The sequence below is a fragment of the Streptomyces sp. HUAS 31 genome (assembly GCF_028198125.1).
In the GTDB taxonomy this organism is placed as follows: Bacteria; Actinomycetota; Actinomycetes; order Streptomycetales; family Streptomycetaceae; genus Streptomyces; species Streptomyces chartreusis.
The window spans coordinates 7962414-7981525 of sequence record NZ_CP116353.1; the positions used below are offsets into that span (position 1 = coordinate 7962414).

Annotated in this window: 16 protein-coding genes and 2 pseudogenes; 10 read left to right on the forward strand and 8 right to left on the reverse strand. The window is 70.3% G+C overall.

The annotated features are described in order from the left end of the window. Nucleotides 1–12: 12 nt before the first annotated feature. Both PGH47_RS35280 and PGH47_RS35285 read right to left on the reverse strand, forming a co-directional pair. Entirely contained in the window at nt 13–1899 is a 1887-nt protein-coding gene (locus tag PGH47_RS35280; protein WP_271666784.1) for a sialidase family protein, read from the reverse strand. 132 nt (nt 1900–2031) lie between these two features. Beyond that, nucleotides 2032–2504: pseudogene (locus PGH47_RS35285) on the reverse strand (zinc-binding dehydrogenase); the annotation flags it as partial. 8 nt (nt 2505–2512) lie between these two features. Here PGH47_RS35285 and PGH47_RS35290 point away from each other — a divergent pair. Continuing rightward, nucleotides 2513–2614 (forward strand): annotated as a pseudogene (locus PGH47_RS35290) (MarR family transcriptional regulator); the annotation flags it as partial. A 19-nt stretch (nt 2615–2633) separates the two neighbouring features. Continuing rightward, complete coding sequence (locus tag PGH47_RS35295; RefSeq protein WP_271666785.1) at nt 2634–3161, forward strand: isochorismatase family protein; 528 nt, start codon at nt 2634–2636, stop codon at nt 3159–3161. Nucleotides 3162–3258: 97 nt separating this feature from the next. Here the strand turns inward: PGH47_RS35295 and fdhD are convergent, their stop codons facing one another. The 5 genes from fdhD to PGH47_RS35320 are packed head-to-tail and all read right to left on the reverse strand — an operon-like array spanning nt 3259 to nt 9697. Beyond that, complete coding sequence (gene fdhD, locus PGH47_RS35300) at nt 3259–4107, reverse strand: formate dehydrogenase accessory sulfurtransferase FdhD (RefSeq protein WP_271666786.1); 849 nt, start codon at nt 4105–4107, stop codon at nt 3259–3261. A 7-nt stretch (nt 4108–4114) separates the two neighbouring features. Further along, nucleotides 4115–4975 carry a 2Fe-2S iron-sulfur cluster-binding protein gene (locus PGH47_RS35305; protein ID WP_271666787.1) on the reverse strand — a complete coding sequence of 287 codons (861 nt, stop codon included), beginning with the start codon at nt 4973–4975 and terminating at the stop codon, nt 4115–4117. Beyond that, entirely contained in the window at nt 4972–6804 is a 1833-nt protein-coding gene (locus PGH47_RS35310; protein ID WP_271666788.1) for an NAD(P)H-dependent oxidoreductase subunit E, read from the reverse strand. Before PGH47_RS35310 ends, PGH47_RS35305 begins: the two co-directional genes overlap by 4 nt. 5 nt (nt 6805–6809) lie before the next feature. After that, on the reverse strand, nt 6810–8729 hold the full coding sequence (locus PGH47_RS35315; protein WP_271666789.1) for a molybdopterin oxidoreductase family protein: 1920 nt from the start codon (nt 8727–8729) through the stop codon (nt 6810–6812). Further along, nucleotides 8726–9697 carry a 2-dehydropantoate 2-reductase gene (locus PGH47_RS35320; protein WP_271666790.1) on the reverse strand — a complete coding sequence of 324 codons (972 nt, stop codon included), beginning with the start codon at nt 9695–9697 and terminating at the stop codon, nt 8726–8728. Before PGH47_RS35320 ends, PGH47_RS35315 begins: the two co-directional genes overlap by 4 nt. 287 nt (nt 9698–9984) lie before the next feature. On the opposite strand from PGH47_RS35320, the gene PGH47_RS35325 reads away from it, so the two are divergent. The 4 genes from PGH47_RS35325 to PGH47_RS35340 all read left to right on the forward strand — a co-directional run bounded on the left by PGH47_RS35325 (nt 9985) and on the right by PGH47_RS35340 (nt 13337). Next, nucleotides 9985–11316, forward strand: a complete 1332-nt coding sequence (locus tag PGH47_RS35325) for an OFA family MFS transporter (protein ID WP_271666791.1) — start codon at nt 9985–9987, stop codon at nt 11314–11316. Beyond that, the gene (locus PGH47_RS35330; protein WP_271666792.1) at nt 11297–11431 is read left to right on the forward strand and encodes an MFS transporter small subunit; all 135 of its coding nucleotides are present in this window, start codon (nt 11297–11299) and stop codon (nt 11429–11431) included. Before PGH47_RS35325 ends, PGH47_RS35330 begins: the two co-directional genes overlap by 20 nt. 149 nt (nt 11432–11580) lie before the next feature. After that, nucleotides 11581–12519 (forward strand): beta-ketoacyl-ACP synthase III, encoded by a 939-nt coding sequence (locus PGH47_RS35335; protein WP_271666793.1) that lies wholly within the window; start codon nt 11581–11583, stop codon nt 12517–12519. Between the two features lie 140 nt (nt 12520–12659). Beyond that, complete coding sequence (locus tag PGH47_RS35340; protein ID WP_125526584.1) at nt 12660–13337, forward strand: GntR family transcriptional regulator; 678 nt, start codon at nt 12660–12662, stop codon at nt 13335–13337. A 79-nt stretch (nt 13338–13416) separates the two neighbouring features. On the opposite strand, the gene PGH47_RS35345 is transcribed toward PGH47_RS35340, so the two are convergent. After that, nucleotides 13417–13917, reverse strand: a complete 501-nt coding sequence (locus tag PGH47_RS35345) for a DUF4231 domain-containing protein (protein WP_271666794.1) — start codon at nt 13915–13917, stop codon at nt 13417–13419. Nucleotides 13918–14150: 233 nt separating this feature from the next. Here PGH47_RS35345 and PGH47_RS35350 point away from each other — a divergent pair, with 233 nt between their 5' ends. From PGH47_RS35350 to PGH47_RS35365, 4 genes are all read left to right on the forward strand, one after another. Continuing rightward, nucleotides 14151–15332 (forward strand): ROK family protein, encoded by a 1182-nt coding sequence (locus PGH47_RS35350; protein ID WP_030948742.1) that lies wholly within the window; start codon nt 14151–14153, stop codon nt 15330–15332. A 147-nt stretch (nt 15333–15479) separates the two neighbouring features. After that, nucleotides 15480–17000: a sugar ABC transporter ATP-binding protein gene (locus PGH47_RS35355; protein WP_271666795.1), complete on the forward strand. Its 1521-nt coding sequence runs from the start codon at nt 15480–15482 to the stop codon at nt 16998–17000. Then, nucleotides 16997–18016, forward strand: a complete 1020-nt coding sequence (locus PGH47_RS35360; protein WP_271666796.1) for an ABC transporter permease — start codon at nt 16997–16999, stop codon at nt 18014–18016. Before PGH47_RS35355 ends, PGH47_RS35360 begins: the two co-directional genes overlap by 4 nt. 48 nt (nt 18017–18064) lie before the next feature. Further along, nucleotides 18065–19102, forward strand: coding sequence for a substrate-binding domain-containing protein (locus tag PGH47_RS35365; RefSeq protein ID WP_271666797.1), 1038 nt, complete (start codon nt 18065–18067; stop codon nt 19100–19102). Nucleotides 19103–19112 lie beyond the last annotated feature (10 nt).

Sequence of the window (19112 nt, forward strand, 5' to 3'; positions counted from 1 at the left end):
ACGTTAGTGGCCTCAGCCCACTTGGTCCATGGGCAGCCACAGAACGGTGTCGCGGGTGTTCACCTTCTTGCGGGTGTCGGCCCGGGTCGCCGACGCCGCGGTGAGTTCCGCGTCGCCGAGCGCCCGGTTCCACACGCGCACGTCGTCGAGGGTGCCGGTGAGGAAGGCCCGGCTGTCCATGCGCTGGCCGACGTGCACACCGAACGGCGAGTTCCGGCTGACCGAACCGGGCACGTCCGTGGTGCTGACCGCCCTGCCGTCGACGAACAGCGTCAGCCGGCCGTCGCCGCGCCGCAGGGCGAGATGGTGCCACTCGCCGTCGTTGGCGGCACCGCCCGCCCACACCGACGAGGTGTGCACGGTCCCGTACCCCTCCCGCGTGGTGATCAGGGCACGGACCCGGTCGTTGGCGGGCTCGCCGCGCATCCAGACCTGGGGCTGGGTGCTGCCGATCCCGCCCATCCACAGGAACGGCTGCTCACCGCTCGTCGCGGAGTAGCGGAAGAACAGCGACACCGTGAACTCGCCGCTGCCGAGCGGAAGTTGGGTGCGGTAGGGCAGGCGTACGGCGTCGTCGCGGCCGTCGAACTCCAGGGCGCCGCCGAAGACGCCGTCGGTCTTCGCGGGGCCGCCCAGGACGGTCGCGCGGGGTGCGCCGATGGCGAGGTCGGGGGTGGTCGGGTCGGGGCCGCGCCGGGGTCCGAGCCAGTCCTCATTGAACCGGGCGAAACGGATCTCGTCCCGTGCGTCGACGGCGCCGCCCTCGTACATCAGGCCCACCGTGGACGCGTCGATCTCGGCCATGTCGGAGTACCCGGACCAGTCCGTGGTGACGACCTTGCCGCGGTCCACGCTCTCCCAGGTCTCGCCGCTGTCGTAGGAGCTGCGGATCATCATGGTCCGCCGGCGGTCCGGGTCGCCCGGCGCGGAAAGCAGTATCCGGTTGCCCAACCGCAGTGTGGCGCCCTGGACCTGGGGCGTGTACAGGTCCGGCTGGTCGCGGAAGGGCCCGGTGAAGCTGTCGCCGCCGTCGCTGCTGTACGTCTGCGAGCGGTGCCCGAGGTCGGTGCCGTCCTGCTCCCGGCCGCTGATGACGATCCTGCCGTCGGCGCGCTCGGTGAGCGTCACCTCGGACGGCTTCTGCCGGAAGGTGCCGTCGGCGGCGGAGATGGGCCAGGAGTCGGTGGCGCCGACCCGCCAGTTGTCGCCGCCGTCGTCGCTGACGATGAGCGCGGCGTGGTTGGCGCTGACCCGACTGCCGTCCCAGGTCTCGGTGTTGACGCCGAAGACGAGCCGGCCGGCGTGCTTGCCCTTGGTGAGCTGGATGCCGTGGACGGGGCCGGTGGCGTACCAGGAGTTCCAGTCCGCGGGCAGTATCTGCGGGCTCAGGTCGCGCGGCTGCGACCAGGTCCGGCCGTCGTCGTCGCTGTACTGGAGATGGGGCGTGCGATCACAGGGGACCGAGCAACTGCCGCTGTCCGTACGCCCCGTGTTGTACGTCTCGGCCAGCAGGATGCGCCCGGTCTCGTGGTCCACGATCGGCGCCGGGTTGCCGTGGGTGTCGCCGTTGCCCTCGTTGACGACCTGGAGCGGGCCCCAGGTGCGCCCGCCGTCGGTGGAGCGCTTGAGCACGATGTCGATGTCGGCGGAGTCCCCGCAGTTGAGCACCCGGCCCTCGGCGAACGCCAGCAGCGTGCCGTCCTTGGTCTTCACGATCGCGGGAATGCGGAAGCAGGCGTACCCGGGGTCCTGGGACGCCTTGAACAGCACCTGCTGCTCGAACAACGGCGCCGTCTTGGCCGGTTGGGACTCCGCGGGACCTAATGCCGCGGCCGTCGCGGTGGTGGCGACGGCCGCGACGAGGGCAGCTCTGAGACGTGCGCGAACTCTTGACGGCATGGTGCGGCCCGCCCTTCATCGTCTGGTCATGCGTCCAGGCATCTGAACATTCGGACATCCCACGTCCAAAGTGCGCATCACAGACGTTAGTTGGGCTATCGCATTCATCACAAGAACCGTGCACGTGTCATGTCACGGATGGAGTACCGCTTTCCCCCGGTTGACCCGCGACTCGACTGCCGCGTGCGCCTCGGTGGCCTCCTCCAGTGCGAACTCCCCATGTACGACGGGCTTGACGGCCCCTCTTCAAATGGCCTCCACAGCTCCTGCCGCCCTCGCTCGTACGACTCCGGCTCTTCGCGAGCGATCCGCGCCATCGGTGATCCAATGGCGGACTTGGCACTGACAAGAAGGTCATATGCCCGAATCGTCCCATCGCTCGAACTGTATGCCACAAGTCGTCCGCCGGCCGTGAGCGCCGCGAGGGCGTGGCTCGGCATGTCGCCGTCGACGGCGTCGAGGGATCGCACGAGGCCGGCCTTCGCCGGATCGGACACGGCACCCACCGCCCGCCCGGCGCCCCGTACCCGCGCGAGCCGCACGGCGAGATGTCCGACCCCGCTCGCCGCCGCGGTCACCAGCGCCGCCTCTCCCCGCTCCGGCCGCCGGCCTGGCGGCCCGCGAGGCCGGCGACATGCTCCTCGCCCCGCTCTCGTCCGCCGAACGGGACCGATTCACGGACCTGTTGATCCGGATTTCCGGTACGCAGCGCTGACGGCGGATAACGTTCCGTCATGACCGCACCAATCGTGCTCCGGCCCGCACAGACCGCCCTCGTGCTGGTCGACCTGATGGACCGCATCGTCGCGCTGCCCCTGGAGCCCCGAAAGGGGACCGAAGTCCTCGCCGTCTCGCAGGAGTTGGCGGCCGCGTTCCGCGCCGCGGGGGCGACCGTCGTCCTCATCCGCGTGGAACGCCCCGGAGCCGCCGAGCAGCCGCCCGGCAGCGGGCTGGCCGCGGGTCTGCGACAGGAGGGTGACATCGAGATCGTGAAGCGGACGATCGGCGGCTTCCAGGACACGGGGCTGCACGACCGGCTCCGCGCACGGGGTATCGGCACGCTGGTGTTCGGCGGCATCGCCACCAATCTCGGCGTCGAGTCCACCGCCCGCGCCGCCGCCGACCTGCGCTACGACCTCGTCTTCGTCGAGGACGCGATGACGGCGTTCACGGCACCCGAGCACGAGGCATCGGTACGGCTGGACTTCCCGAGGCTGGGCTCGGTGGTGCGGGCCGCGGACGTGTCCTTCACGAGCGGCTGAGCCGCCGGCCCGGTCATGAAACAGCGGGGCCCCAGCTACGGCGCAGGGGGCGCTCCCCGCCGGTTCGGGGCCCCGCCGCCGTGTCGCGGGGAGCCGGTCAGGCCTGGACGGCCGCGGTCCGCAGGGCGAGCCGGTGTTCGCCCGCGTACACGTTCATGGAGCTGCCCCGCAGAAAGCCCACCAGTGTCAGCCCGGTCTCCGCGGCCAGATCCACGGCCAGCGAGGACGGTGCCGAGACCGCGGCGAGCACCGGGATGCCCGCCATCACCGCCTTCTGCGCCAGCTCGAAGCTGGCCCGCCCCGAGACCAGCAGGATCGTCCGGGACAGCGGCAGGTCGTCGTTCTGCAGGGCGCGGCCGACCAGTTTGTCGACCGCGTTGTGGCGGCCCACGTCCTCCCGTACGTCCAGCAGCTCACCGTCCTCGGTGAACAGGGCCGCCGCGTGCAGGCCCCCGGTCCGGTCGAAGACCCGCTGGGCCGCGCGCAGCCGGTCGGGGAGGCTCGCGAGCAGTTCGGGATCGACCCGGACCGGGGGAGTGTCGGCTATCGGCCAGCGGGCCGTCGTACGGACGGCGTCCAGGGACGCCTTGCCGCACAGCCCGCAGGACGACGTCGTGTACACGTTCCGTTCGAGAGTGATGTCCGGTATGGCCACGCCCGGCGCGGTCCGCACGTCCACCACGTTGTACGTGTTCGAGCCGTCCACCGTGGCGCCCGCGCAGTAGACGATGTTCTGCAGGTCCGAGCCCTCGGCCAGCACGCCCTCGCTCACCAGGAAACCGGCCGCCAGCGCGAAGTCGTCGCCGGGGGTGCGCATGGTGATCGCGAGCGGCTTGCCGTTCAGGCGGATCTCCAGCGGTTCCTCGGCCACCAGCGTGTCGGGGCGGCTGGAGACCGCCCCGTCCCGGATCCGGATGACCTTGCGTCGTTCCGTGACTCGTCCCATATGTCTCTCAGTCCCGGTTCTGTACGTGCTGATAGCCGAAACGGCCCTTGATGCAGAGGTTGCCGTGGGTCACCGGGTTGTCGTGCGGTGAGGTGACCTTGACGATCTCATTGTCCTGTACGTGCAGTGTGAGGTTGCAGCCCACACCGCAGTAGGCGCACACGGTGGTCGTCTCGGTCTGCTCGGTCTCGTCCCAGGTACCCGCGGCCCGCATGTCGAACTCCGACTTGAAGGACAGGGCGCCCGTGGGGCAGACCTCTATGCAGTTTCCGCAGTACACGCACGCCGAATCGGTCAGCGGGGCGTCGTGCTCCACCGCGATGCGCGCGTCGAACCCGCGCCCCGCGACCGAGATCGCGAAGCTGTTCTGCCACTGGTCCCCGCACGCGTCCACGCACTTGTAACAGAGGATGCACTTGTCGTAGTCCCGTACATACAGATCGTTGTCGACCTTCGGTTCCTCGTTCAGCCGGGCCGCGTCCGGGCCGAAGCGGTCCGGCTTGGCCTCGTACTCCTTGAGCCACTCGGCGACCCGCGGGGTCGTCGACAGGTCGACCGAGGAGGCGAGGAGCTCCAGGACGATCTTGCGGCTGTGCCGTGCGCGCTCCGTGTCGGTCCTGACCTCCATACCGGGCTCCGCCTTGCGGGAGCAGGCCGGGACGAGGGTGCGCGAGTCCTCGACCTCGACGACACAGACCCGGCAGGCGTTCTTGGGCCGCAGCGTGTCCCCTTCGCACAGTGTCGGGACGTCCTTCCCGGCCGCCCGGCAGGCGTCGAGGACGGTCGAACCCTCGGGTGCGCGCACCGGCTCCCCGTCGATGGTGAACTCCAGCAGCCGGCGCGGAATCCCCAGCGGTGTCACGGTCATTCGTACGCCCCCAGTCGGTCGATGGCGGATTCCACGGCGTTCCACGCGGTCTGTCCGAGACCGCAGATGGAGGCGTCCCGCATGGCGCGGCCGACCTCCCTGAGCAGGGCGATGTCATCGGCGGCGGCCGCACCCGTCCGTTCGGCGATCCGGTGCAGCGCCTCCTCCTGCCGGACCGTCCCGACCCGGCAGGGCACGCACTGCCCGCACGACTCGTCACGGAAGAACTCGGCGATGCGCAGCAGCAGCCGGGGCAGCGGCACGGTGTCGTCGAAGGCCAGGACGACACCCGAACCGAGCGTCGTGCCCGCCTCGCGCGTGCCCTCGAAGGTGAGCGGGATGTCCATCTCGTCCGGCCGGACGAAGCCGCCCGCGGCGCCGCCCAGCAGCACCGCCCGCAGCCCCTCGCGGACCCCGGCCAGCTCCAGCAGCTCGCCGAGCGTCGCACCGAACGGCAGCTCGTAGATCCCGGGCCGGGCGACGCTCCCGGACACGCAGAACAGCTTCGGCCCGGTGGACCGCTCGGTACCGATCGCCGCGTACGCCGGGGCTCCCATGGTCAGGATCGGCAGGACGTTGACCAGCGTCTCGACGTTGTTCTCCACCGTCGGCTTGCCGAACAGGCCCTTCTCCACCGGGAACGGCGGCTTCGAGCGCGGCTCGCCCCGGTAGCCCTCGATGGAGTTGAACAGGGCCGTCTCCTCGCCGCAGATGTACGCCCCGGCGCCGCGCCGGATCTCGATGTCGAAGGCGTAGCCCTGACCGAGGACGTCGTCGCCGAGGAAGCCACGCGCGCGTGCCTGCGCGATGGCGTGATCCAGACGGGCGAGGGCGCGCGGGTACTCGCCGCGCAGATAGAGGTAGCCCTTGCGGGCGCCGGTCGCGTACGCCGCGATCGTCATGGCCTCGACCAGCGCGTACGGGTCGCCCTCCATGAGCACGCGGTCCTTGAAGGTGCCGGGCTCCGATTCGTCGGCGTTGCAGACGAGGTAGTGCGGATGGTCGGGCTGCGACGCCGTGGCCTGCCATTTGCGGCCGGTGGGGAAGGCGGCGCCGCCACGCCCGACCAGGCCGGAGTCGGTGACCTCGCGGATGACTCCGGCGGGACCGAGCTCGAAGGCCCGGCGCAGTGCGCTGTAGCCGCCGTGGGCGCGGTAGTCGTCGAGACTCGTCGGGTCCACGACACCCACGCGCTTCAGCAGCACCAGCGCGTCGCCGCCCGCCTGCGGGACGGCCATCGCGGCCGACGGCTCCTCGGGCGCGGAGTCCGGGGTGCTCGCGGCGAGGACGGCGTCGTGCACGGTCGCCGGTGCCGAGACCGCCGTACGCACCGGGTCGCCGGCCTTGATCGCGAGCGCCGCCGGCGCCCGTTCGCACAGCCCCAGACACGGGCTGCGCTCGACCGACACCCCGCTGCCGAGCCCGAGCCGTGCCTCGATCCCGGCGCACAGCTCGTTCGCGCCGGCCGCCGCGCAGGCGAGGTCCGTGCACACGTGCAGCACGGTCGCGGGACGCGGCTTGACGGAGAACATGGCGTAGAAGGTGGCGACGCCGTACGCCTCCGACGGCGGCACCGTCAGCCGCCGGCACAGGTAGTCGAGGGCGCCCTCGCTGATCCAGCCGATCCGGTCGTTGATCGCGTGCAGCCCCGGCAACAGCAGGTCGCGGCGGTCCCGGGCCGCGCGCCCGCCCTTGGCCCACCTGAGGTCGGCGGCCCGCATCTCATCGCGGGCGGCGCCCTCCCAGGACGACTCGGGCGGCCCGAGCAGGGCGTCGACGGCCGCCCGTTCGTCGTCCGTCGGTTTGCTGTCACCGAAGTGCAGGTCCACTTATGTCACCTCACGATGGTCGCGACGGGGAGCTTCTCGATCCGGATCGCCGACGCCTTGAACTCCGCCGTCCCCGCGATCGGGCAGTTCGCCTCGATCGTCAGCTGGTTGGTGTCCACCTCGTCGGGGAAGTGCATGGTCATGAAGGCGAGCCCGGGCCGCAGGGCCGTGTCGACCCACACCGGCGCGACGACCGAGCCGCGCCGGGAGGTCACCTGGACCTCCTCGCCGACGACGACCCCGTACCGCTCGGCGTCCTCCGGGCTGATCTCGACGTACTCGCCGCGCCGCAGCGGGGAGGCAAAACTCCCGCTCTGCACACCGGTGTTGTAGGAGTCGAGCCGCCGCCCCGTGGTGAGCCGGACCGGGTAGTCCTCGTCGGTCAGATCGACCGGCGGATCGTGCTGGACGAGACCGAACGGCGCCGGCATGCCGCGTTCCGCCGGGTCGCTGTCCCACAACCGGCCGTGCAGATAGCTCGGTTCGATCCCGTCGGTGCTCGGGCACGGCCACTGGATGCCCTGGTGCTCCTCCAGGCGGTGGTACGTCATCCCGTAGTGGTCCGGGGAGACCGAGCGCAGCTCGTTCCAGACGGCCTCGGAGTCCGCGTACTTCCATTCGTGGCCGAGCCGTCCCGCCAGCTCGCAGATGATGTCGATGTCCTCGCGTGCCTCACCGGGCGGGGTGACCGCCCGGCGCACCCGCTGGACCCGGCGCTCGCTGTTGGTGGTGGTGCCGTCGGTCTCGGCCCAGCCGGCGGTCGCGGGCAGGACGACGTCGGCGAGCTCGGCGGTCTTCGTCAGGAAGATGTCCTGCACGACCAGGAAGTCCAGCTGCCGCATGCGCCGTACGGCCTGCTCGCTGTCCGCCTCCGACTGCGCCGGGTTCTCACCGATGCAGTAGACGGCCTTGAGGTCGCCGTCCTCCATCGCCTCGAACATCTCGGTGAGGTTGAGGCCGTAGTGGGGCTGGATGACGGTGTCCCAGGCGGACTCGAACTTCAGGCGGGTGTCCGGGTCGAGGATGTCCTGGAAGCCGGGCAGCCGGTTGGGGATCGCGCCCATGTCGCCGCCGCCCTGCACGTTGTTCTGGCCGCGCAGCGGCTGGAGCCCGCTGCCGAAGCGGCCGACATGCCCGGTCAGCAGGGACAGGTTGATCAGCGCGCGGACGTTGTCGGTGCCGTTGTGGTGCTCGGTGATGCCGAGAGTCCAGCACAGCTGGGCGCGCTCGGCGCGGGCGTAGGCGTGCGCGAGTTCCTTGATGGCGGCGGCCGGTACGCCCGTCACCTTCTCGGCCAGCGACAGCGTCCACGGTTCGACCAGGGCCTTGTAGTCCTCGAAGCCACTGGTCGCCCGCTCGATGAACGCCTTGTTCGCCAGGCCCGCGCGAATGATCTCGCGGCCGATCGCGTGCGCCATCGGGATGTCGGTGCCGACGTTCAGCCCCATCCAGCTCTCCGCCCACTCTGCGGTGGAGGTGCGGCGCGGGTCGACGGCGTACATCCGGGCGCCGTTCCTGATGCCCTTCAGCACGTGCTGGAAGAAGATCGGGTGCGCGAAGCGGGCGTTGGAGCCCCACATCACTATGACGTCGGTGTGCTCGATCTCCTCGTACGACGAGGTGCCCCCGCCCGACCCGAAGGCCGCCGACAGACCGGCGACGCTCGGTGCGTGACAGGTGCGGTTGCAGGAGTCGACGTTGTTCGTGCCCATGACGACGCGGGCGAACTTCTGCGCCACGTAGTTCATCTCGTTGGTGGCCCGGGCGCAGGAGAACATGCCGAAGGCGCCCCGGTTGCGGGCCAGTCCGGCGGCCGCCCGGTCGAGGGCCTCCTCCCAGGTCGCCGGCCGGAACGGCTCGTCGCGGGAGTCGCGGACGAGCGGGTGGGTCAGCCGGGTGTAGTTCTTCGGTTGCCGTTTCCTCATGCGGCGCTCCTCAGCGCGAGCAGGTCCGAGATGGCGTGCACGGTGCGCAGGGTGGGCACCGACACGCCGGTGATCTCCGCCAACTCGACGACCGCCGCGAGGAGTACGTCGAGTTCGAGCGGCTTGCCGCGCTCCAGGTCCTGGAGCGTGGAGGTGCGGTGGTCGCCGACCTTCTCGGCGCCCGCGAGCCGGCGTTCGATGGAGATGCCGACCTCGCAGCCGAGGGCCTCGGCGACCGAGAGCGTCTCGGTCATCATGATCTCGATGACCTTGCGGGTGCCGCCGTGCAGGCACATCTGCCGCATGGTGGCGCGGGCCAGCGCGCTGATCGGGTTGAAGGAGATGTTGCCGAGCAGCTTGAGCCAGATGTCGTTGCGCAGGTCGGGTTCGACCGGGCACTTCAGACCGCCGGCGATCATGGCCTCGCTGAGATCCAGACAGCGCTTGGACACACTGCGGTCGGGCTCGCCGATGGAGAACCGGGTGCCTTCCAGGTGCCGTACGACACCCGGGCCTTCGAGTTCGGTCGCGGCGTAGACGACGCAGCCGATGGCCCGTTCGGGGGCGAGCACCGCACTGACCGTGCCGTCGGGGTCCACGCTCTCGACGCGGTGGCCGTCGTGGGGTCCGCCGTGGCGGTGGAAGTACCACCAGGGGATGCCGTTCTGGGCGGCCACGACGGCCGTCGTGTCGTGCAGCAGTGGTTCGATCAGCGGCCCGCACGCCGCGTACGAATTGGCCTTCAGGCCCAGGAAGACGAAGTCGACCGGGCCGATCTCGGCCGGGTCGTCGGTGGCGTGGGCGCGCGCGGTGAAGTCACCGCGCGGACTGAGCACGCGCACTCCGTGCTGCCTCATGGCCGCGAGATGCGGTCCACGGGCGATCAGGTGCACGTCGGCACCCGCACGATGCAGCGCGGCTCCGACGTAGGCGCCGATGGCACCGGCGCCGAGGACTGCAACTTTCACTTCGGAACGCTCCGTTCGGTCGAGGGAGTACCGCGGAGGTGGCTGGGAAGTTCTCGGACCGGCCGATGGCACACGGGGGCCGAATCCTGTCGACGGAATATTGTCTACAGTATGGATAAGGGGTCAGCAAGGGTTCGCGCACGGCCTTCGCCAAGGCTTTGCGCCCGGCCTGCGCCGCGGCCTTCCGGACAGTGTTCGACCGTTCGTCGCGCCCTGCATACCGCTCACCGCATACGGTCGACGCGCCGACTTCTCAACGGACTTGCCCGTCCCTACCGTTCGGGATCATGAGTCCACCGCTCGCGCCCCCGGGATGGAGCCGCTGGCTGGTTCCGCCCGCCGCTCTCTCGGTTCATCTGTCCATCGGCCAGGCCTACGCCTGGAGCGTGTTCAAGCCACCGCTCGAATCCGCGCTCGGCCTCAGCGGCACCCAGAGCGCGCTGCCGTTCCAGCTCGGCATCGTGATGCTCGGCCTGTCCGCCGCCTTCGGCGGCACCCTGGTCGAGCGCAACGGTCCGCGCTGGGCCATGACGGTCGCCCTGGTCTGCTTCTCCTCCGGCTTCCTGCTCTCCGCGCTCGGCGCGGCCACCGAGCAGTACTGGCTGATCGTCCTCGGCTACGGCTTCGTCGGCGGCATAGGCCTCGGCATCGGCTACATCTCACCGGTCTCCACACTGATCAAGTGGTTCCCCGACCGGCCCGGCATGGCCACCGGCATCGCGATCATGGGCTTCGGCGGCGGCGCGCTCATCGCCTCGCCCTGGTCGGCGCAGATGCTGGAGTCGTTCGGCAGCGACAGCTCCGGGATCGCCCTGGCGTTCCTGGTGCACGGGCTGTCGTACGCCGTCTTCATGCTGCTCGGTGTGCTGCTGGTCCGGGTGCCGCGCACCGAGAAGCCGGTCGGCGACGCCCCCGGCGTCTTCGAGGGGCCGCAGGTGTCCGCCCGCAACGCCGTGCGCACACCGCAGTTCTGGTGTCTGTGGGTCGTGCTCTGCATGAACGTGACCGCGGGCATCGGCATCCTGGAGAAGGCCGCGCCGATGATCACGGACTTCTTCGCGAACACCTCCACACCGGTGTCCACGTCGGCGGCGGCCGGCTTCGTCGCCCTGCTGTCCGCCGCCAACATGGCGGGCCGGATCGGCTGGTCGTCGACCTCCGACCTGATCGGGCGCAAGAACGTCTACCGGCTGTACCTGGGCGCGGGCGCGCTGATGTACGGCCTGATCGCGCTGGCCGGCGACTCCTCCAAGCCGCTGTTCATCCTGTGCGCGCTGGTGATCCTGTCCTTCTACGGCGGCGGCTTCGCGACGATCCCGGCCTATCTGAAGGACCTCTTCGGGACCTACCAGGTCGGTGCCATCCACGGGCGGCTGCTCACCGCCTGGTCCACGGCCGGCGTCCTCGGGCCGCTGATCGTGAACTGGATCGCCGACCGGCAGGAGGAGGCGGGCAAGGGCGGCTCGTCCCTGTACACGACGTCCCTGTTCATCATGATCGGGCTGCTCGTCGTCGGCTTCGTCGCCAACGAACTCGTCCGGCCCGTCCACCCCCGCCATCACATCCCCGTGCCGGCGCAGGCCGAGAAGGAGGCCGCGGATGTCCAGCGACAGCAGTAGCCCTCCGCCCGACCGGCGGGGGCTCATCGCCTTCGCCTGGGTATGGGTGGGCGTACCGCTCGCCTACGGGCTCTACGAACTCGTGCAGAAGGCGACGCAGCTGTTCACCGGGTAGGTGTTCGGAAGTTGTTCGGGCGTCCGAGGGCCTGATGGAAGCTGACAACGCGGGCGCTCGTTTCCTGTGGCATCACGTGCCGCCGTACCCGTGAGTCACTGATCAGACTGGTGAATCCCGCTACCCGAGGTTCGAGGGGATCACCAACGATGAACGGCTCGCGCATCGCCGCAGTCGGCCACTATCAGCCCGCCAGGGTGCTCACCAACGAGGATCTGGCGGGCCTGGTCGACACCAGTGACGAGTGGATCACATCTCGGGTGGGTATCCGTACGCGCCACATCGCCGGGCCCGACGAACCCGTCGACGAACTCGCCGGTCACGCCGCCGCCAAGGCGCTCGCGGCGGCGGGCCTCACGCCCGGTGACATCGACCTGGTCCTGGTCGCGACCTCCACCGCCATCGACCGGTCCCCGAACATGGCCGCGCGGGTCGCCGCCCGGCTCGGCATCCCGTCGCCGGCCGCGATGGACGTCAACGTCGTCTGCGCCGGATTCACCCACGCCCTGGCCACCGCCGACCATGCCGTGCGGGCGGGGGCGGCGACGCGGGCGCTGGTGATCGGTGCCGACAAGATGTCCGACGTGACCGACTGGAGCGACCGCACGACCTGTGTGCTGGTCGGGGACGGTGCCGGGGCGGCCGTCGTGGAGGCGTCCGAGGACGCCGGCATCGGGCCGGTGCTCTGGGGATCGGTGCCCGAGATGGGGCACGCGGTGCGCATCGAGGGGCAGCCCGCGCGGTTCGCGCAGGAAGGGCAGAGCGTCTACCGCTGGGCGACGACACAGCTGCCGGCCATCGCCCGCCGGGCCTGCGAGCGGGCGGGCCTCGGACCCGAGGACCTCGCCGGAGTCGTACTGCACCAGGCCAACCTGCGCATCATCGAGCCTCTCGCCGAGAAGATCGGCGCGGTCAACGCCGTGGTCGCGCGCGATGTCTCCGAGTCCGGGAACACCTCGGCCGCGAGCATCCCGCTGGCCCTGTCCAAGCTGGTGGAGCAGGGGCGTATCTCCAGCGGGGACCCGGTGCTGCTGTTCGGGTTCGGCGGGAACCTTTCGTACGCCGGACAGGTCATCCGCTGCCCCTGATGCGGGTGTGATGTGACCAACTCCCCGTTTCCCTGGCCTTTGTGCGCCGTAGACTGTAGACGAAAGACAATCGATACTGGCTTTCAGTGACGATCGGCTACGGGACGCAGTCGCCCGGCGTTCGCCCAGGAGGGGAACCGATGTTGTCGACAGGACTACCGCAGGGTGCGGTGCCCAAGCTCGAACGTCCCGGCCCGCTGCGCGACCGTGTCTACGAGGCGCTGCTCGAACTCATCACGACCCGCGCCCTGCAGCCCGGCCAGCATCTGGTCGAGAGTGAACTCGCAGGTCACCTCGGTGTGTCGAGGCAGCCGGTGCGGGAGGCGCTGCAGCGGCTGAACACCGAGGGCTGGGTGGATCTGCGGCCCGCGCAGGGCGCGTTCGTGCATGAGCCGACGGAGGAGGAGGCCGACCAGCTCCTCACCGTCCGCACCCTCCTCGAGGCCGAGGCGGCCCGGCTCGCCGCGGCCCACACGGACAGCGCCGGCATCAAGGTGCTGGAGGAGCTGTGCGCGGAGGGGGAGAAGGCCGTCGCGGCGGACGACGTGGACGCGGCCGTCGCCCTCAACGCCCGCTTCCACGCCAAGATCATGGAACTCGCCGGCAACGCGGTCCTCGCCGAACTCGCCGCCCAGGTCGACCGCCGGGTCCGCTGGTACTACACCCCGGTCGCCCGCCAGCGCGGCCACCAGTCCTGGATCGAACACCGCGGCATGATCGCCGCGATCACCGCCCGCGACGAACAGCAGGCCACCCAGCTGATGCGCGAACACACGGAACACACGCGACGGTCGTACCACGCCCGGGGCGACTCCTGACCGGAGCCGTACTGCCGTAGTCACAGCTGTGGTCGTCGTGGCACTCGGGCGCGGTGTTCAGGATCGCGCCGTTCCACGGTCAGGGCAGCGCGTTGGTCCCCGTGGTGTCCGCGCGGGGACCGGACAGTTGGACCCAGGTGCCCATCTCCCGGTGTTCGATGCGGGTGACGGCGGCGGCGAGGGCCTGGTCGCGGGTCGCGGGATCGGCGTACGGCTGCGCCCCTGTGTTGTAGAAGCGGCGTTCCGCCTCGACCGCCTCGCGGGCCTCGGTGAAGCGCAGGTAGTCGTCCTGCCAGTGGAAGACCGAGCGCAGACCGGTGATCACCACGACGATGCCGCCCAGGACGGCTGGAATCTCTGCGTTCTTGGACCACAGGACCGCCGAGACCGGGATGGCGGCCGAGATGAGCAGCAGCAGGGTCTCGGAGAGCCGGAAGTTGCGGCGCGCCCTGCCTGCGGCGCCCTGGTACCAGTCGTACGAGCGGTTCGCCAGGCCCATCGCGTAGCCCGGGCCGGCTTCGGATGTGCCGCCTGACCTGGGCGTCGTCGTCGGTTCGCCGGCCGATGAATCCTGAGCCATTCGCGCTCCCCCCAAAGCACCCGCTGTCGGCAGGGAAAGCGTAGCCAACGGCGCTCCGTCGCGCCCCGGGCCCCTTCTTTGTCCTGTGAGTGGAGAAAGTTGACGGCAATCTCTGCTCAAGTTCTTCCCAGTCCCGGCGGCCACTGCTACGTTCCCCTCGAAAGCAGGTCACGGATGTGGCCGAAACCCGGCGCGCTCAGGCCGATTGAGGCGGGGAGGGGCTCGTGAGACGTATGACGGCGCGACCCGCTAACGGTCATCAGGCCAAGCTGCTCAGGCTGCTGCGCGACGGCGGGCCCAACTCCCGGGCCCAGCTGGGCGATCAGATCGATCTCTCACGGTCCAAGCTGGCCGTGGAGGTGGACCGCCTGCTGGAGACGGGACTGGCCGTGGCCGACGGACTCGCCGCCTCGCGCGGTGGCCGCCGGTCGCACAACATCCGGCTCAACCCCGATCTGCGCTTCCTCGGCGTCGACATCGGCGCGACCTCGGTCGACGTCGCCGTCACCAACCCCGAGCTGGAGATCCTCGGACACCTCAACCAGCCCATGGACGTACGCGAGGGCCCCGTCGCGGTCTTCGAGCAGGTCCTGTCCATGGCAGCGAAGTTGAGGGCCTCCGGGCTCGCGGAGGGATTCGACGGCGCCGGCATCGGCGTCCCGGGACCGGTCCGCTTCCCCGAGGGCGTCCCGGTGGCCCCGCCGATCATGCCGGGCTGGGACGGCTTCCCCGTGCGGGAGGCGCTCAGCCAGGAACTCGGCTGCCCGGTGATGGTCGACAACGACGTGAACCTCATGGCGATGGGGGAGCAGCACGCGGGCGTCGCACGCTCCGTGGGCGACTTCCTCTGCGTCAAGATCGGCACCGGCATCGGCTGCGGCATCGTCGCGGGCGGTGACGTCCACCGCGGCGTCACCGGCAGCGCGGGCGACATCGGGCACATCCAGGCCGTGCCCGACGGCCGCCCCTGCGCCTGCGGCAACCGGGGCTGCCTGGAGGCCCACTTCAGCGGGGCGGCCCTCGCCCGGGACGCCGTGGAGGCGGCCCAGCAGGGACTGTCGGAGGAACTCGCCTCGCGGCTGGAGGCGAACGGCACCCTGACCGCCGTCGACGTCGCCGCCGCGGCCGCCGCCGGCGACGCCACCGCACTCGACCTGATCCGCGAGGGCGGCAACCGCGTCGGCCAGGTCATCGCCGGACTCGTCAGCTTCTTCAACCCCGGCCTGGTGGTGATCGGCGGCGGGGTGACCGGCCTCGGCCACAACCTGCTCGCCGCGATCCGCACCCAGGTCTACCGCCAGTCGCTGCCGCTCGCGACCGGCAACCTCCCCATCGTGCTGGGGGAGTTGGGCCCCACCGCCGGAGTCATCGGCGCGGCCCGGCTCATCAGCGACCACCTGTTCTCACCCGCGTAGGCCACTCGCCCCGCACGGCTCACCGAACACCGCACGGCTCACCGAAACAGCACCTCGCACAGCGCTCAGCTCTGCCCTGCCCTGCTCTTGCCCTGCTCTGCCTCGCCCCGCCCTGAAACCGGCCCGCACGCCCGCCAAGGGGACCTCATGGCACCAGAACCATCGCTGCTCAGCATGAACGGCATCACCAAGTCGTTCCCCGGAGTCCGCGCCCTCGACGGCGTCGACCTCGACGTCCAGGCCGGTGAAGTGCACTGCCTGCTCGGCCAGAACGGCGCCGGCAAGTCCACCCTCATCAAGGTGCTGGCCGGCGCCCACCAGCCCGACACCGGCACCATCCGCTGGCGCGGCGAGGAGGTCACCCTCCGCTCGCCGATCGCCGCCATGCGCCTCGGCATCGCGACCATCTACCAGGAACTCGACCTCGTCGAGCACCTGTCGGTCGCCGAGAACGTCCACCTCGGCCATGAACCCACGGCCGCCGGATTCGTCGTACGCGGAAAGGCCGCGCGGTCGTCAACCGCCCAGCTGCTGAAGCGACTTGGGCATCCCGAGATCGACCCGGGCCGGCTGGTCGGGGAGCTGTCGGCGGCCCAGCAGCAGATCGTCTCCATGGCACGGGCGCTCTCCCACGACGTACGGCTGATCGTCATGGACGAGCCGTCCGCCGCTCTCGACCCGGACGAGGTCGACAACCTCTTCCGCATCGTCGGCGACCTCACCGGCGCCGGAGTCGCCGTCGTCTACATCTCGCACCGCCTGGAGGAGATCCGCCGGATCGGCGACCGGGTGACCGTCCTGAAGGACGGGCGGGCCGTGGCCGGCGGACTCCCGGCGAAGACGACGCCGACGCGCGACGTCGTGGCGATGATGACGGGACGCAACGTCGAGTACGTCTTCCCCGAAAGGCCCGCGAAGGACGCCACCGGCGGCGAGCCGCTGCTGGAGGTCCGCGGACTCGCCCGGGACGGCGAGTTCGAGTCCCTGGACCTGAACGTGCGGCCCGGGGAGATCGTCGGCCTCGCCGGACTCGTCGGCTCGGGACGCTCCGAGATCCTGGAGACGATCTACGGCGCCCGCAAACCCAGCGCCGGTCAGGTCCTCGTGGACGGGCGGGCGCTCAAGCCCGGCAGCGTGCGCGCCGCCGTACGCGCCGGCCTCGGGCTCGCCCCCGAGGAACGCAAGGCACAGGCGCTGCTGATGCTGGAGTCCGTCACCCGCAATGTGTCGGTGTCCTCCATGTCCCGCTTCTCGCGCGGCGGTTGGATCGACCGCGCCGCCGAACTCGGCGCGGCGCGCGCCGCGACCCGGGAGCTGTCGCTGCGGCCCGACAACCCGTCGGTGCCGGTGCGCACCCTCTCCGGCGGCAACCAGCAGAAGGCGGTCCTGGCCCGCTGGCTGCTGCGCGGCTGCCGTGTCCTGCTGCTCGACGAACCCACCCGCGGCGTCGACGTCGGCGCGCGGGCCGAACTGTACGCGGTCGTGCGGCGGCTGGCCGACGAAGGTCTCGCCGTGCTGCTGGTCTCCAGCGAGGTGCCCGAGGTACTGGGCCTCGCCGACCGCGTCCTGGTGCTGCGCGAGGGCCGTGTCGTGCACACGGCACCCGCGCGTGAACTCGACGAACACCGCGTACTCGACCTCGTCATGGAAGGAAGCCCGGCGTCATGACGCAGCACGCCTCCCCGCCGCGGGACAGCACCGGCAAGGTGCAGTCGGCCGAAGGACCGCCCGCCTGGCGCGGCCTGATGGCCCACGCCGACGTGCGCACGCTCTCCCTGCTCGGCGTCCTCGCCGCGCTGATCGTCATCGGCGGCATCACCAAGCCTGACGAGTTCCTGGACACCCGCAACCTCCAACTGGTCCTCACCCAGGCCTCCGTGATCGGCGTCGTCACCGTCGGCATGACCTTCGTCATCATCTCCGGCGGCATCGACCTCTCCGTCGGCGCGATCGTCGCGCTGGCCTCGGTGTGGGCGACGACGGTCGCGACCCAGGAGTACGGCTTCGCCGGCATCCTCTTCACCGCGGTGCTCGTCGGTGTGGGATGCGGGCTGGTCAACGGGGTGCTGATCGCGTACGGCGCGATGGTGCCGTTCATCGCGACGCTCGCCATGCTGGCCTCGGCCCGCGGCCTGGCCCTGCAGATCACCGACGGCAAGACGCAGATCGTCACCATCCCCTCGGTGCTCGACCTCGGTGAGCGTGACGCCTATGTCCTCGGCATCCCGCCGCTCGTCATGGTGTTCGCGGTCGTGACGATCATCGGCTGGCTGGTGCTGAACCGCACGACCTTCGGACGGCGCTCCGTCGCCGTCGGCGGCAACGCGGAGGCGGCCCGCCTGGCCGGCATCGACGTCCGCCGCCAGCGGCTCTACCTCTACCTGCTGTCCGGACTGTGCTGCGGCATCGCGGCCTTCCTGCTGATCATCCTGTCCGGCTCCGGCCAGAACACCAACGGCAACCTCTACGAACTCGACGCCATCGCGGCCGCGATCATCGGCGGCACCCTGCTCACCGGGGGCCGCGGCACCATCGTCGGCTCCGTGCTCGGCGTCCTGATCTTCACCACGATCACCAACATCTTCGCCCTGAACAACCTGCAGAGCGACGTCCAGCAGATCGCCAAGGGCGCGATCATCGTCGCCGCCGTGCTGGTCCAGCGCCGTACCGCAAGCACGACCTGAGGGTCGTACCGACACCCCCGAGCACGACCTGAGGAAAGGTTCACCGCCATGCCAGAGCTCACCAGTCGCAGAGGGCTGCTGTTCGGGACCGCCGCCATAGGTGCCGGTGCCCTCCTCACGGGTTGCACCAGCAACGAGTCCAGCGACGAGCCGGCCGCGAACGACCAGCCGGCCGCCGACGACAAGCCCGGCAAGGAGGTCACGATCGGCTTCGCCGGTCCGCAGGCCGACCACGGCTGGCTCAACGCGATCAACGACAACGCCAAGAGCCGGGCGAAGAAGTACTCCGACGTCACCCTGGAGATCACCGAGGGCTCCAACGACACCGCCGCACAGATCGGCCAGATCGAGACGCTGATCAACAAGAAGGTCGACGTCCTGGTGGTGCTGCCCGCCGACGGCAAGGCACTCACCCAGGTCGGCCTGAAGGCGATGCGAGCCGGCATCCCGGTCATCAACCTCGACCGGATCTTCAACACCCCGCAGGCGTACCGCTGCTGGATCGGCGGCGACAACTACGGCATGGGCCTCAACGCCGGCCACTACATCGGCGAGAAGCTCAAGGACAAGGCGGACGCCAAGGTCATCGAGCTCGCCGGCCTGGACAACCTGGAGCTGACCAAGCAGCGCACCCAGGGCTTCGACGACGCGCTGAAGAACTACCCGAACATCAAGAAGGTGGCCCGCCAGGCCGCCGAGTTCACGGTCGAGTCCGGCCAGGCCAAGATGGCGCAACTGCTCCAGGCCCAGTCGAAGTTCGACGCCCTGTGGAACCACGACGACGACCAGGGCGTCGGCGCCCTGCGCGCCATCGAGCAGGCCGGGCGTGACGACTTCCTGATGGTCGGTGGTGCGGGCGCGCTGTCCGCCTTCCAGGCCATCAAGCAGGACGACGGCGTCCTGAAGGCCACGGTCCTGTACCCGCCGACCATGGCCGCGTCCGCCATCGACCTGGCCCGTGCGCTGGGCCAGGGCAAGGGCGTCGGCGGCATGGCCGAGTTCGAGATCCCCGCCTCGATCACGCTGTACTCGGCGGTCGTCGACAAGGAGAACGTCGACCAGTACATGTCCACCGGCTTCAAGTGAGGCGCACCCT

Bases quoted from the DNA above. Each gene is read 5' to 3' on its own strand.
- PGH47_RS35305 (WP_271666787.1), bottom strand. From the start codon at position 4,975: ATGACCGTGACACCGCTGGGGATTCCGCGCCGGCTGCTGGAGTTCACC.
- PGH47_RS35280 (WP_271666784.1), bottom strand. From the start codon at position 1,899: ATGCCGTCAAGAGTTCGCGCACGTCTCAGAGCTGCCCTCGTCGCGGCC.
- PGH47_RS35325 (WP_271666791.1), top strand. From the start codon at position 9,985: ATGAGTCCACCGCTCGCGCCCCCGGGATGGAGCCGCTGGCTGGTTCCG.
- PGH47_RS35335 (WP_271666793.1), top strand. From the start codon at position 11,581: ATGAACGGCTCGCGCATCGCCGCAGTCGGCCACTATCAGCCCGCCAGG.
- PGH47_RS35350 (WP_030948742.1), top strand. From the start codon at position 14,151: ATGACGGCGCGACCCGCTAACGGTCATCAGGCCAAGCTGCTCAGGCTG.
- PGH47_RS35360 (WP_271666796.1), top strand. From the start codon at position 16,997: ATGACGCAGCACGCCTCCCCGCCGCGGGACAGCACCGGCAAGGTGCAG.
- fdhD (WP_271666786.1), bottom strand. From the start codon at position 4,107: ATGGGACGAGTCACGGAACGACGCAAGGTCATCCGGATCCGGGACGGG.
- PGH47_RS35355 (WP_271666795.1), top strand. From the start codon at position 15,480: ATGGCACCAGAACCATCGCTGCTCAGCATGAACGGCATCACCAAGTCG.
- PGH47_RS35345 (WP_271666794.1), bottom strand. From the start codon at position 13,917: ATGGCTCAGGATTCATCGGCCGGCGAACCGACGACGACGCCCAGGTCA.
- PGH47_RS35340 (WP_125526584.1), top strand. From the start codon at position 12,660: ATGTTGTCGACAGGACTACCGCAGGGTGCGGTGCCCAAGCTCGAACGT.
- PGH47_RS35295 (WP_271666785.1), top strand. From the start codon at position 2,634: ATGACCGCACCAATCGTGCTCCGGCCCGCACAGACCGCCCTCGTGCTG.
- PGH47_RS35315 (WP_271666789.1), bottom strand. From the start codon at position 8,729: ATGAGGAAACGGCAACCGAAGAACTACACCCGGCTGACCCACCCGCTC.
- PGH47_RS35330 (WP_271666792.1), top strand. From the start codon at position 11,297: ATGTCCAGCGACAGCAGTAGCCCTCCGCCCGACCGGCGGGGGCTCATC.
- PGH47_RS35365 (WP_271666797.1), top strand. From the start codon at position 18,065: ATGCCAGAGCTCACCAGTCGCAGAGGGCTGCTGTTCGGGACCGCCGCC.